The following is a 12,882-nucleotide window of genomic DNA, read 5'->3' as shown; positions in this document are numbered from 1 at the left end:
GGGGAAACTCATGACTACAACGTCTAACTCCAAGACTAACGCTCAGGCGACAACGACCCAGTCCAGCTTCTCGCTGCTGGACCCAAAGCTGGTCAAGCCCGCCTTGATCCAGTCTTTTGCCAAGCTCAATCCGCGTGATCAGTGGCGCAACCCCGTCATGTTCGTGGTTTATATTGGCTCGCTGCTGACCACGGTGCTGTGGCTGATGAGCCTGGGCAATGCCGAGGTCGCCGGTAGCGAAGGCTCGGGCTTCATCCTGGCGATCACGCTGTGGCTGTGGTTCACGGTCTTGTTCGCTAACTTCGCCGAGGCGCTGGCCGAGGGCCGCTCCAAGGCGCAAGCCGCCTCGCTGCGCGGCCTGAAAACCCGCACCTGGGCCAAGAAGCTGGAAGAACCGCGCCACGGCGCCAAATGGCATCCGCTGCAATCGGACGAGTTGCGCAAAGGCGCGGTCGTGTTGGTGGAAGTCGGTGACATGATCCCGCTGGACGGCGAGGTGATCGAAGGCGTGGCCTCGGTGGACGAAAGCGCCATCACCGGCGAATCGGCTCCGGTCATTCGCGAGTCGGGAGGCGACTTCTCCTCCGTGACAGGCGGCACCCGGGTGCTGTCTGACTGGCTGGTGGTACGCATCGGCGTGAACCCCGGCGAATCCTTCCTGGATCGGATGATCGCCATGGTGGAAGGCGCTAAACGCCAGAAGACTCCCAACGAGATCGCCTTGACGATTCTGCTGGTGGCGCTGACCTTGGTGTTCCTGGTCGTGACGGTGACCTTGCTGCCCTACTCGATCTTCAGCGTCGAAGCCGCTGGCTCGGGCACGGTGGTCTCGATCACCGCGCTGGTCTCGCTCTTGGTCTGCTTGATCCCCACCACCATCGGCGGCCTGCTCTCGGCCATCGGTGTGGCCGGCATGAGTCGCATGATGCAGGCCAATGTGATCGCCACCTCGGGCCGCGCCGTCGAGGCGGCCGGTGATGTGGACGTGTTGATGCTGGACAAGACCGGCACCATCACCCTGGGCAACCGCCAGGCCAGCGCCTTTGTGCCGGCCCCCGGCGTCAGCGAAGCGCAGCTGGCCGATGCGGCGCAGCTGTCCTCGCTGGCCGACGAAACACCCGAAGGCCGCAGCATCGTGGTGCTGGCCAAGACCAAGCATGGCCTGCGCGAGCGTGAGCTGGGCAGCCTGCAAGCGCACTTCGTGCCCTTCACCGCACAGACCCGCATGAGCGGCGTCGACTTCGGCGATGCTGCCGCACCAAACCGTAGCATCCGCAAGGGCGCGGCCGATGCCATTCGCAAGCATGTGGAGACCTTGGGCGGCCGGTTCCCGGTCGAGGTGAATCTGGCGGTGGACGAAATCGCTCGTCGCGGCAGCACGCCGCTGGTGGTGGCCGAAGGCAATCGCGTGCTCGGCGCGGTAGAGCTCAAAGACATCGTCAAGGGCGGCATCAAGGAGCGTTTTGCCGAGCTGCGCCGCATGGGCATCAAGACGGTGATGATCACCGGCGACAACAAGCTGACGGCCGCTGCCATCGCTGCCGAAGCTGGGGTGGACGACTTCCTCGCCGAAGCCACACCGGAGGCCAAGCTCAAACTGATCCGTGACTACCAGGCCGAAGGGCGCCTGGTGGCCATGACCGGCGACGGCACCAACGATGCGCCGGCCCTGGCCCAGGCCGATGTGGCCGTGGCCATGAACACCGGCACGCAGGCCGCCAAAGAAGCCGGCAATATGGTGGACCTGGATTCCAACCCCACCAAGTTGCTGGAGATCGTGGAGACCGGCAAGCAGCTCTTGATGACGCGCGGTTCGCTGACCACGTTCTCCATCGCCAATGATGTGGCCAAGTACTTCGCCATCATCCCGGCCATGTTTGTGGGCGTCTATCCGCAGCTGGCTGCACTCAATGTGATGGCGCTGCACAGCCCCTCATCGGCGATTCTGTCGGCGGTGGTTTTCAACGCGCTGATCATCATTGCGCTGATCCCGCTGGCCCTCAAAGGCGTGGCCTATCGCTCGATTGGCGCCGCTGCGCTTTTGCGTCGCAACCTCGCCATCTACGGCTTGGGCGGCCTGATCGTGCCCTTCATCGGCATCAAGGCGATTGACCTGCTCTTGGTTGCCCTGCACCTTGTCTAAGGACTGGAAACCTCATCATGATCAAACATCTTCGTCCCGCCATCGTCAGCTTTGCTTTGCTGAGCTTGGCCACCGGTGTGCTGTATCCCCTGCTGGTGACCAGCGGCGCTCAAGTGCTCTTCCCCAAGCAGGCCGCCGGCTCTTTGATTGAGAGCAAGGACGGCAAGCTCCTCGGCTCCGAGTTGATCGGTCAGAACTTCACTTCGCCCAAGTACTTCTGGGGACGTCCCTCGGCCACCGCGCCGATGGCCAACAACGCCGGAGGTTCCTCCGGCTCCAATCAAGGCCCGTTGAATCCGGCCCTGGCCGACGCGGTGAAGTCTCGCATCGAGGCCTTGAAGGTTGCGGACCCAAGCAACACCCTGCCCATCCCCGCTGATTTGGTCACGGCCTCGGCCAGCGGGCTCGACCCCCACATCAGCATGGCCGCCGCTCGCTACCAAGCCGGGCGTATCTCGCGCGAGCGTCTGATTCCTCCCAAGGAATTGCAGCGTTTGATCGACGCCAACACCGAGGCGCGTGATCTGCAGGTCTTGGGCGAGCCGCGTGTCAATGTGCTCAAGCTGAACCTGGCGCTCGACGCCGCCAAGCCCTGAGCCCATCACTGATCTTTCCCCTGTAAAGCTTTCTGGACCCTTGGGTCCCGGTGGAGCCCTCGGAAAACAGCCATCAAGGCGCTTTACGAGGGAGGGGCTCCATCGTCTTTTATTTCTCGCGAGTCTCGCAATATGAAGAAAAACATCAGCACTTTGTCCCTGGCGCTTGCCGCCTTGTTCGCCGGCTCCGTCCAAGCGCAAGACGCGGCACCTGCCGCTGCCGCTAGCCCCGAACACACACTGACCGGCAACCTCAGCCTCAACAGCGACTACCGCTTCCGTGGCATCAGCCAGACCTGGCGTCTGCCCGCGCTGCAGGGCGGTTTTGACTATGCCCATCGCAGCGGCTTTTATGCCGGCACCTGGGCCTCGAACGTGTCGGGCAATAGCTATAACAACGGCGCCGGCCTGGAGCTGGATTTGTACGGCGGCTTCAAGTTCTCGCTGACCCAAGACCTGACCCTGGACCTCGGCGCGCTGGCCTATGTCTACCCCGGTGCCAAGCTCAACAGCGCGCCCGGCGTGGCCAGCAATAAGGCCTATGACAATCTGGATCTGTACGCTGGCATCAGCGCAGGGGCCTTCAGCGCCAAGCTGTCGGTGGCCGCCACCGATTACTTCGGCCTCAACAGCGACACCGCCGGCTTTGCCTACTTCAACAGTTTGGCGGCGAAGGGCAGCTCCAAGGGCAGCGCCTATCTGGATCTGAATTACAACTTCGACCTCGGCCAAGGCCTGACCCTGGGCGCACACCTGGGCTATCTGCATGTGCGCAACTATGGCGAGCTGTCCTATACCGATGCCAAGCTTTCAATCAGCAAAGAAATGCTGGGCCTGAACTGGAGCGCCGCCGTGGTGGGCAGCAATGCCAAGCGCGATTTCTATCAAGCCGGCAACGCCGCCGGTCAAGACGCCAAACAGTTGGGCAAGACGGGTCTGCTGGTCAGCGTCGGCAAGAGCTTCTAAGCACGAGCTTCAGGGGACAATCGGGCCATGCTGATCAACTGCGCGGTCTATCAACACGGCAAGAAGCTGGCCGATCTGGTGCCCGAGCGCTCCGAAGAGCTGGCTTCCTATTTGGAGCGGCCCGACTGCTTCGTCTGGATCGCCCTGCGCGACCCTGAGCCTACTGAGCTGGAGCCCTATCGCCGGCTCTTCAATTTGCATGCGCTGGCCGTGGAGGATGCGATCTCCGGGCAGCAGCGACCCAAGTTCGAAGAGTACGGCGAAGACCTGTTCGCCGTCATGCACTTGGTCGATTGGGTCGGCGGCGACCTCAGCCTGGGCGAAGTGGCGGTTTTTGTGGGCGCCAACTATGTGCTGTCGGTGCGGCGCGGCAGCAAGCTGCATTTCCTCGGCGTGCGCGAGCGCTGTGAGCGCGAGCCCGAGCTCTTGGCGCATGGCCCCAGCTTTGTGCTGTATGCCTTGATGGACGCTGTGGTGGATCGTTACTTCCCCATCGTCGACCTGCTGGAGTCGGAGCTGGAAGAGATTGAGCAGAGCATTTTTGTGCGCGGTGCGCAGCTCGACAATATCAAGCGGCTCTACGAGCTCAAACGCCGGCTGATGCTCTTGCGCCGCGCGGTGGCGCCGATGCTGGAGATGCTCTCCAAGTTGCATGGCGGGCGCATCCCGCCGATTTGCGCCCGCACTGGCGATTACTTCCGCGATGTGGCCGACCATCTGGCCCGCATCGAGAGCGCCATCGACTCGGTGCGCGATACCTTGGGCACGGCCATCCAGGCCAATCTCTCCATGGTCGCCATCGACGACAGCAACGTCACCAAACGACTGGCCGCCTGGGCCGGGATCTTTGCCGCAGCCACGGCCTTTGCTGGCATTTGGGGCATGAACTTTGAGCATATGCCCGAGCTGAAATGGACCTGGGGCTACCCAGCGGCGCTAGGCTTGATCGTCTCAGTCTGCGGCCTCTTGTGGTGGCGCTTCAAAAAGGCTGGCTGGCTGTGAGATGGTGCCCCTCGTCCAAGCAAAGCCTTGGCCGGCCCCCCGAGGGGGCGCCAGCCTGGCGGCTGGCAAGCCGGTCCGGCTTGGGGCGGCCCGGCGCTCGGCCCGCATTGAGCCTGACCGCCAATGACTGACGAACGCCCTGACCCCGACGCCCTCTTGCAGCGCATGCGCGAGCAAGAACAGAGTGCTGCACGCGGCAAGCTGCGCATCTACTTCGGCTCCTCGGCCGGGGTGGGCAAGACCTACGCCATGCTGCAGGCCGCGCGCAAGCTGCTGGCCGAAGGGGTGGATGTGCTGGCGGGGGTGGTGGTCACCCATGGCCGCAGCGACACGGTCGCGATGTTCGAGGGCCTGCCGCAGCTGCCGCTCAAAGAGGTGGCCTACCGCGGCAAAAGCCTGCCCGAGTTTGATTTGGATGCGGTGCTGCTGCGCCGGCCCGCCCTGGTGCTGGTAGATGAGTTGGCGCATGCCAATGTGCCGGGCTCCCGCCACCCCAAGCGTTGGCAAGATGTGGAGGAGCTGCTGGCTCAAGGCATCAACGTCTATTCGACGCTGAATGTTCAGCACCTGGAAAGCCTCAATGATGTGATTGGCGGCATCACCGGCGTGCGGGTGCAAGAGACTCTGCCTGACACCTTTTTCGATCGCGCCGACGAGGTGGTGATGGTCGATACCCCGGCGGACGAGCTGCTGGCGCGGCTGAAGGCCGGCAAGGTCTACGTTGGCCCCCAGGCCGAGCGGGCAGCGCGCAACTTCTTCCGCAAGGGCAATTTGATGGCCTTGCGCGAGCTGGCGCTGCGCCGCACTGCCGACCGGGTGGAAGACGAGGTGCAAGCCTGGCGCAGCAATGAACGCATCGCCCAGGTCTGGAAGACCGAGGCCGCCATTCTTTGTGCGATTGGGCCGACGCCCGCGGCCGAAAGTGTGGTGCGCAGCGCCGCGCAATTGGCGCAGCAGCTCAATGTGTCCTGGCATGCGGTTTATGTGGAGACACCGACTTTGCAGCGACTGCCCGACGCGCAGCGCGAGCGTATCTTGCGCGTGGTGCGTCTGGCTCATGAGTTAGGGGCGAATACCGCCGTGCTGGCGGCGCAAGACCCGGCATCGGCCTTGATCCAGCATGCGCGTGAACACAATCTGTCCAAGCTGATGCTGGGCCGGGCGCAGGCCTTGCCAGCTTGGCGGCGCGCTTTCGGTGCGCAAACCCTGCATCAGCAGTTGGCGGCCTTGGCGCCGGAGCTGGATTTGATTTCCGTCGCGGCCGCGCTGCCGCAGGTGCAGCGGCGCGAGGCCTTGGTCGACCCCGCAGAGCAACAGGCGCGCCAGCGCGAGCAGCAATGGCAGTCGCGTGCCTCGCGCTATGGCTTGGCCGCAGCGGCTTGCGGCCTGACGGCGCTGATCAGCTGGCCGCTGCAGTCGGCCTTTGCTCAGAGCAATATCGTCATGCTGTTCTTGCTGGCGGTGGTTGGGGTGGCGCTGAAGTTGGGCCGCGGGCCGGCGGTCTTGGCCAGCTTCATGAGCGTGGGCCTGTTCGACTTCTTCTTTGTCGAGCCCAAGCTGAGCTTTGCGGTGTCCGATGTTCAGTATCTGTTGACCTTTGCGGTGATGTTGGCGGTCGGCCTGGTGACCGGGCAATTGATGGCCGGACTGCGCTACCAGGCCCAGGTGTCAACCGAACGCGAAGCCCGCGCCCGCGCCTTGTTTGAACTCACCAGCGATCTGGCCGGCGCCTTGCAAACCGAGGCGGTGCTGCAGGTGGGCGAGGCCACCTTGGCCGAAGAAGTCAGGGGCGAGGCCTTTCTCTACACCCTGGATTTGCAAGACCAGCTGCAGCCCTCGCCCCGGCAAAGCGCGCTGCCCTTGGCCGAGCAGCCCGATCTGGGCACCGCGCGTTGGGCGCTGGACCATGGTCAGGCCGCAGGTTTGTCCACCGACACCTTGGCCGGCAGCCCCTGGTTCTATCTGCCGCTGGCCGCGCCGATGCGGCGGCGGGGTGTCTTGGCCTTGAAGCCGGCGAGCAGCCGCAGCGTCATGCTGCCCGAGCTGCGCGCTCAGCTGGAGACCTATGCCCGCATCATCGGTCAGGCCCTGGAGCGGGTGCACTATGTCGAGGTGGCGCAAGAGGCGCTGGTGCATATCGAGAGCGAGCGACTGCGCAACTCGCTCTTGTCTGCGCTTTCGCATGATTTGCGCACGCCCTTGGCGGTGGTCTATGGCCTGGCTCAGACCTTGGCGGGCATGAGCGAGTTGCCCGCCGCGGCGCAGGAGTTGAGCGAGTCGCTGCGTCAGCAAAGTCAGCGCGTGAGCGCCATGGTCAACAACTTGCTGGACATGGCGAGGCTGCAAAGCGGCGCGGTCCGTATGAATTTGCAGTGGCAACCCATCGATGAGGTGCTGGGCGCGGCGCTGCAAGCCATGCAGCCCAGTTTGGCGGCGCATCAGTTGCGGCTGCAGATTCCCGCCGGTCTGCCTTTGCTGCATCTCGATGCGATGCTGATGGAGCGTGTGCTGTGCAATCTGCTGGAGAACGCCAGCAAGTACACGCCGGCCGGCAGTCAGATTCTGCTGAGTGCTCGGCTGGAGCCAGACCGCTTGCTGCTGAGCGTGGCCGACAATGGGCCGGGTCTGCCGGCCGGCCGCGAGGAACAGTTGTTTGCCAAGTTCACGCGGGGCAACAGTGAGTCCAGCACGCCGGGCGTGGGCCTGGGTCTGGCGATCTGCCGGGCCATTGTGGAAGTTCATGGCGGCCGCATCTGGGCCGAGCGCAGCAGCGCTTTTGGCGAGCAAGGTGGCGCCAGCTTTGTGCTCAGCCTGCCGCTGGGCGAGCCGCCCACCGTCTTGCCCGAAGCGGGCGAAGAAGACCACGACGAAGAAAAAACTGCAGCCCCGGAAGGTCTATGAGTCTTGATCCTCAACCCATTGCCTTGATCGTCGAAGACGAACCCAGCATCCGCCGCTTTGTACGCATGGGGCTGGAAGCCGAAGGCTGGCAGGTCCACGAGGCCGAAACCGTGCGCCAAGGCTTGGTGGACGCGGGCACGCGCCGGCCCGATCTGGTCATTCTGGACCTGGGCCTGCCCGACGACGATGGCCTCAACTACCTGAAGGACTTGCGCAGCTGGTCAGGCGTGCCGGTGATCGTGCTGTCGGCGCGTTCGGGCGAGGCCGACAAGATCGCGGCGCTGGACGCGGGCGCTGATGACTATTTGACCAAGCCTTTTGGCGTGGGCGAGTTGCTGGCGCGGGTGCGGGTGGCGCAGCGTCGCAGCCAGTCGGCCGCCAAGAGCGGCGAGCCGGCGCAGACGCTGTTTCGCTTTGGCGCGGTGGAGGTGGATCTGGTGGCGCGCCGGGTGCTGCGCGATGGCGAGTCGGTGCATCTGACGCCCATCGAGTACCGGCTATTGACGCATCTGATCGCCAATGCCGGCAAGGTGTTGACGCATCGGCAGATGCTGAAGGCCGTGTGGGGCCCCAGCCATGTGGAAGACAACCACTATCTGCGCGTCTATATGGGCAATCTACGCCAGAAGCTGGAAGCCATTCCGGCCCAGCCTCAGCACCTCTTGACCGAGACGGCGGTGGGCTATCGGCTGATGCCTTGAGCCCCTGAGTCACTGAGAGATCAGTGATCGTGCTTGCAGCCGGGGCCATGCACATGACCGTGGCCATGGTCGTGCCCGTGATCGTGCGCGTGGCCATGTTGGTGATCGTGACCATGATCGTGCGCGTGGTCGTGCCCGCAGCCGGGGCCGTGTACATGGCCCTCTTGATGCGCCCGCACCTCGGGCAGCTGGCTCAGCAAGGCCGGTGGATCGAAGGGCGCTTCCAGCGGCGCCAGGGCGAAATGCTGGCGCTCCAACCACTGAGCCAGCTCCGGGTCGCCGGGCAGGCGCAGATGGTCTTCATGTGCTTCCATATGCACATGCATTTCGCCCAGCTGGTGGGCCAGGCGCAGCAAGTCACCCAGGCCCTGCTGGGCGGAAGGGCGCACCAGCAGCAGGGGCTCGGCCACGGCCTCGACGCGCATCAGCGAGCCGTCTTCGGCCACCAGCACATCGCCCCCGCGCAGCGTGGTGCCGGCCGGCAAGCGCAGGCCCAGTTCATGGCCTTGGCCATCGCTGAGATTGGCTTCGTGGTGCTGGCGCGCCGCAAAGGGCAAAGACAAGACGCCGGCGCGCTTGAGCAGCACCGGGGCCAGGCCGGCCCCTTGGGGCAGCAGTTTGTTGATGATCAGCATGGGGACTCAGTGCGCGCGTTTGGGCGGCGCGGGTTCAGGTGAAGATGAGTCAAGACTTTACGGCATTCGCCTGGGGCGCTGTGCTGATCGCCGAGCAAACCCCGGCCGGCCAAGGCCTTGCCTCGGGACCGGAGAAGCGGGGTGGCAAGACGCTGACCAAGCCTTGCAAGGATTGCTTGTAGCGCTCGGCGGCTTCGCGGTGCAGGCCGCTGTGGCTGCCGCCGGCAATTTCCACCCAGCAGACGCCGGGCTGGGCGGCGTCACGCAGGCGCCGGCCCAGGTCCACCGGCACCAGCTTGTCGGCATCGCCATGCAGGATGAGCGTGGGCGCGTCGACGCGCGAGATTTTGTTGATGGACTCGAATTTCAGCGAAGTGATGGCCGCGCCGATGCGGCCTAAGGTGCCGGCCGAGGCCGCCACATCGGGCATGCGGGTGAAAGTGGCCTCCAGCACCAGACCGCCGTAGTCGACGCCGCGGCGCAGCTGGCTGGCCAGGCTGACCGCCACCGCGCCACCCATCGAGTGGCCAAAGATGACGCGCTGGCTCGGGTCGGGCTGGCGCTTCACCAATTCGGCCCAGGCCCGCGCGGCGTCGGCATCAATGCTGGCCTCCGAAGGGATGATGGGACTGCTGTCGCCCCAGCCCCGGTAGTCCACCGCCAGCACCGCATAGCCCGCATCGCGCACCGCCTCGATCTTGGGCAGGTTCTCATACAGATTGCGCAGCGTGCCGTGCAAGTAGAGCAAGGTGGGCGCTTGCGGGTTGGGGTGCGGCAGCCACCACACCGCCAGCCGGTCTTCGGCGCTGGTGTCGTTCGCCGTTGTTTGCATGGCCGGGACGTTCAAGACATAGCGCTGATCACCAGGGCGCAGGCCGGCATCTTCGGCTTCAAAAGCCGCCGGTCGGCCGGGCGAGGGGCGCAGCACCAGGGCACGCTCTTTGTCGCTGAGCCAGGCGCATCCGGAAAGCGCGCTGGCCGACACCGCAAGTGCCAAGGCGCAGCACTTGGGCCAAGCCCCTAGGAGCCCGTCATGGCGATGGGCGAGAATGCGCGCCATGAAATTTCTTACCGCCCCATGCCTCACCGGCTTGTCGCTCTTGCGCAAATCTCGTTTTGCCATGCTGTCTAGGTCCTTGTCGATGGGGATGGCCTTGTTGGCGGCTGTGCCCTTCGCGGCTTCTTCGGCCTCGGCCTCCGAGCTGAGCGAAGCACTGGATGACAGCCAAGGCCATTGGCGTCTCGCGGTCTCCCCTTACACCTTGCATTTTCACCCCAGCCCCGAGCACCGCTATGTGTGGGCGGTGGGCATTGAGCGTCAGCAGCACAACGACTGGTTGGCCGGCGCGTCTTTTTTCAGCAATTCCTTCGGCCAGGAGAGCGGCTTTGTCTATGTGGGCAAGCGCTACACCGGCTTGATGGCCAGCTACCCCAAGCTCTATGCCCAATGGTCGGCCGGCATTCTGTACGGCTACAAGGGTGAATTCAAAGACAAGGTGCCCTTCAACTACCGAGGCTTCTCGCCTGGCGTGCTGGTCGGTCTGGGTTGGAACTTTGACAACAAGATGGCGGCTCAGCTGAATATGCTGGGCGATGCAGGCGTCATGCTCAAGCTCACTTACGACTGGAACTGAGTCGCGCGGGACAGCACTCCGGCAGGACTGCCGCCGTGTTTTGCAAGGTTATGCGCAAGCCGCATAGCGGCATGTAGACACGGCTTGGCTTTTGGGGGCGAGCGGTATCGAAGTCGAGATACCGTTCGGGCCACCAAAAGTTACGGAGCATTACCGAATGTCCAACCTGTCTTTTGTTGCGCCCACGCGCAACAGCCCCTGGGGCACTTACCTGTCTCAGATCGATGCGGTGGAGCCCTATTTGGGTCATCTGGCGCGCTGGGTCGAAACACTGCGCCGCCCCAAGCGGGCGCTGATTGTGGATGTGCCGATCGAGCTCGACAACGGCACCATCGCGCACTATGAAGGCTATCGCGTCCAGCACAGCCTGACCCGCGGCCCGGGCAAGGGCGGCGTGCGTTACCACCCCGATGTGACGCTGGAAGAAGTGATGGCCCTGTCGGCCTGGATGACGATCAAGAACGCGGCCGTCAACCTGCCTTACGGTGGCGCCAAGGGCGGCATCCGCTTGGATCCCAAGCAGCTCTCGCAAAAAGAACTGGAAAAAGTTACACGCCGGTACACCAGCGAAATCGGCATCATCATTGGCCCGCAGCAGGACATTCCTGCGCCCGACGTCAACACCAATGGCCAGATCATGGCCTGGATGATGGACACCTACTCGATGAACGTCGGCGCCACCGCGACCGGTGTTGTCACCGGCAAGCCCATCGCCTTGGGCGGTTCGCTGGGCCGTGTGCAAGCCACCGGCCGTGGGGTCTTCGTGATCGGTCGTGAAGCGATGCGCCGTCTGGGCATCGAGATGGAAGGCGCTCGCATCGCCGTGCAAGGCTTCGGCAATGTGGGCTCCATCGCGGCCAAGCTGTTCGCGGCCAGCGGCGCGCGCATCGTCTGCGTGCAAGACCACACCGGCACCATCCTGAACGAGCGCGGTTTTGATATGCAAAACCTGCTCGACCATGTGGCCAAGACCGGCGGCGTGGGCGGCTTCAGCGGCGGCGACAAGATCGCCAACGAAGACTTCTGGAAGGTCAAGAGCGATGTCCTGATCCCGGCTGCGCTGGAAGGCCAGATCAGCAAAGAGCGCGCCGAGGGCCTGCAAACCCGCCTGGTGCTGGAAGGCGCCAACGGCCCGACCACGCCGGACGGCGACGCCGTGCTGGCGGACCGTGGCATCGTGGTGGTGCCGGACGTGATCGCCAACTCGGGCGGCGTGACCGTGTCCTACTTCGAGTGGGTGCAAGACTTCAGCAGCTTCTTCTGGACCGAAGACGAAATCAATGTCCGCCTGGACAAGATCATCACCGGCGCCTTCAAGCACATCTGGGATGTGTCGGAGCAGCACCGCATCAGCCTGCGCACCGCAGCCTTCGTGGTGGCTTGCACCCGCGTGCTGGAAGCGCGCGAAGAGCGCGGTCTCTATCCTTGATGTCTTAAGGGACTGAGGTAAACAAAAGGCCACCCTCGGGTGGCCTTTTTTCATGCGGGCACGAGCGCCGTAGCGAGGAGGTTCTTCAGGAATGCTTGCAGGCCGCCGCCGGCAGGGCATAGGGCTTCAACAATGCTGCGGTGCGGCCACTGCTGCACAGGCCGGACAAGGCGGCGTCGAAGGCCTTGGCATCGTCCGTTGAGACACGGGCGCGGTTCAGTCCAAAGGCATAACTGAACTGTTTGACGGTGCCTGCCGCTTGCAGGCCGGACAGCTTTTCAGAGCGAATCAGGTGCAAGCCAACCGCTTCATTGATGAGCACCAAGCCCAGCGGCCCGTAGCGCCCAGCCGCAAGTTTGCGCAACACGGTGATGTTGTCGTACTCGATCACCTTTTGAACCTCGACCACGCCCTCGATCAACTGGTCCAGCGCATAGGAGCTGCCGGAGGGGCCGTAGACGCCGATGGTTCGCCCCTTCAGTTGCTGACGATCGCCTTCAAAGCGGAAGTCCGCACCCGCTTGGGCGAACAGGCTGTAACGGGCATCGATCACCGGCAAGCTGATGTGGAAGAAGCTGCGCCGCTCGGGCGTGTCCAGAATCGTGAAGATACCGTCGACCTCGCCCTTCTGGGCCAAGCGCAGTCCGCGGCGCCAGGGCAAGACCTCGATCTTGCAACTGCGCTTGAGCTGCGCGCAGACCGCCTCCAGCACGTCGACCATGGGGCCGGCGGCCCGGCCTTTGCTTTCATAGGTGTAGGGCGGAAAAGGCTCGGTGACAAAGTGCCAAGAAGCGCTCTCAGCGGCAAGTGCTGGCGCCACGCTGAAGCTGGCCAGTATCCAGACAAGCAGACCCGAGATCCTGCTGCGCATTGAC

General features: G+C 64.0%; 11 protein-coding genes. 8 read left to right on the top strand and 3 right to left on the bottom strand.

The features are described 5' to 3' along the window. The first annotated feature begins 10 nt into the window (after positions 1-10). From kdpB to kdpE, 6 genes are all read left to right on the top strand, one after another. On the top strand, positions 11-2,143 hold the full coding sequence (gene kdpB, locus LNV06_RS18015) for a potassium-transporting ATPase subunit KdpB (RefSeq protein ID WP_263539677.1): 2,133 nt from the start codon (positions 11-13) through the stop codon (positions 2,141-2,143). Between the two features lie 17 nt (positions 2,144-2,160). Then, complete coding sequence (kdpC, locus tag LNV06_RS18010) at positions 2,161-2,739, top strand: potassium-transporting ATPase subunit KdpC (protein WP_263539676.1); 579 nt, start codon at positions 2,161-2,163, stop codon at positions 2,737-2,739. Between the two features lie 132 nt (positions 2,740-2,871). Next, complete coding sequence (locus LNV06_RS18005) at positions 2,872-3,705, top strand: TorF family putative porin (protein WP_263539675.1); 834 nt, start codon at positions 2,872-2,874, stop codon at positions 3,703-3,705. Positions 3,706-3,732: 27 nt separating this feature from the next. Then, positions 3,733-4,707, top strand: coding sequence for a magnesium and cobalt transport protein CorA (locus LNV06_RS18000; protein WP_263539674.1), 975 nt, complete (start codon positions 3,733-3,735; stop codon positions 4,705-4,707). 123 nt (positions 4,708-4,830) lie between these two features. Further along, a complete protein-coding gene (locus tag LNV06_RS17995) occupies positions 4,831-7,608 on the top strand; it encodes a DUF4118 domain-containing protein (protein ID WP_263539673.1) in 2,778 nt (925 codons plus the stop codon). After that, positions 7,605-8,309 (top strand): two-component system response regulator KdpE, encoded by a 705-nt coding sequence (gene kdpE, locus LNV06_RS17990; protein WP_263539672.1) that lies wholly within the window; start codon positions 7,605-7,607, stop codon positions 8,307-8,309. The genes LNV06_RS17995 and kdpE overlap by 4 nt, the downstream gene beginning before the upstream one ends. Before the next feature lie 20 nt (positions 8,310-8,329). Here kdpE and LNV06_RS17985 read toward each other — a convergent pair whose 3' ends face one another. Next, on the bottom strand, positions 8,330-8,944 hold the full coding sequence (locus LNV06_RS17985) for an urease accessory protein UreE (RefSeq protein ID WP_263539671.1): 615 nt from the start codon (positions 8,942-8,944) through the stop codon (positions 8,330-8,332). Positions 8,945-8,993: 49 nt separating this feature from the next. Then, positions 8,994-10,004: an alpha/beta hydrolase gene (locus LNV06_RS17980; protein ID WP_263539670.1), complete on the bottom strand. Its 1,011-nt coding sequence runs from the start codon at positions 10,002-10,004 to the stop codon at positions 8,994-8,996. Here LNV06_RS17980 and LNV06_RS17975 point away from each other — a divergent pair. Both LNV06_RS17975 and LNV06_RS17970 read left to right on the top strand, forming a co-directional pair. Then, positions 10,003-10,578 (top strand): ABC transporter ATP-binding protein, encoded by a 576-nt coding sequence (locus LNV06_RS17975; RefSeq protein ID WP_263539669.1) that lies wholly within the window; start codon positions 10,003-10,005, stop codon positions 10,576-10,578. The genes LNV06_RS17980 and LNV06_RS17975 overlap by 2 nt on opposite strands. Before the next feature lie 157 nt (positions 10,579-10,735). Continuing rightward, on the top strand, positions 10,736-12,007 hold the full coding sequence (locus tag LNV06_RS17970) for a Glu/Leu/Phe/Val family dehydrogenase (RefSeq protein WP_263539668.1): 1,272 nt from the start codon (positions 10,736-10,738) through the stop codon (positions 12,005-12,007). An 85-nt stretch (positions 12,008-12,092) separates the two neighbouring features. Here LNV06_RS17970 and LNV06_RS17965 read toward each other — a convergent pair whose 3' ends face one another. Then, a complete protein-coding gene (locus tag LNV06_RS17965; protein WP_263539667.1) occupies positions 12,093-12,878 on the bottom strand; it encodes a substrate-binding periplasmic protein in 786 nt (261 codons plus the stop codon). Positions 12,879-12,882: the final 4 nt, after the last annotated feature.

Source organism: Paucibacter sp. Y2R2-4, assembly GCF_025717535.1.
GTDB lineage: Bacteria > Pseudomonadota > Gammaproteobacteria > Burkholderiales > Burkholderiaceae_C > Paucibacter_A.
This window is presented reverse-complemented; position numbering and strand designations above follow the sequence as displayed.

Coding starts and splice junctions, on each gene's coding strand:
- kdpC (WP_263539676.1), top strand. CDS start 2,161: ATGATCAAACATCTTCGTCCCGCCATCGTCAGCTTTGCTTTGCTGAGC.
- LNV06_RS17985 (WP_263539671.1), bottom strand. CDS start 8,944: ATGCTGATCATCAACAAACTGCTGCCCCAAGGGGCCGGCCTGGCCCCG.
- LNV06_RS18000 (WP_263539674.1), top strand. CDS start 3,733: ATGCTGATCAACTGCGCGGTCTATCAACACGGCAAGAAGCTGGCCGAT.
- LNV06_RS18005 (WP_263539675.1), top strand. CDS start 2,872: ATGAAGAAAAACATCAGCACTTTGTCCCTGGCGCTTGCCGCCTTGTTC.
- LNV06_RS17970 (WP_263539668.1), top strand. CDS start 10,736: ATGTCCAACCTGTCTTTTGTTGCGCCCACGCGCAACAGCCCCTGGGGC.
- LNV06_RS17980 (WP_263539670.1), bottom strand. CDS start 10,004: ATGGCGCGCATTCTCGCCCATCGCCATGACGGGCTCCTAGGGGCTTGG.
- LNV06_RS17975 (WP_263539669.1), top strand. CDS start 10,003: ATGAAATTTCTTACCGCCCCATGCCTCACCGGCTTGTCGCTCTTGCGC.
- LNV06_RS17995 (WP_263539673.1), top strand. CDS start 4,831: ATGACTGACGAACGCCCTGACCCCGACGCCCTCTTGCAGCGCATGCGC.
- kdpE (WP_263539672.1), top strand. CDS start 7,605: ATGAGTCTTGATCCTCAACCCATTGCCTTGATCGTCGAAGACGAACCC.
- kdpB (WP_263539677.1), top strand. CDS start 11: ATGACTACAACGTCTAACTCCAAGACTAACGCTCAGGCGACAACGACC.
- LNV06_RS17965 (WP_263539667.1), bottom strand. CDS start 12,878: ATGCGCAGCAGGATCTCGGGTCTGCTTGTCTGGATACTGGCCAGCTTC.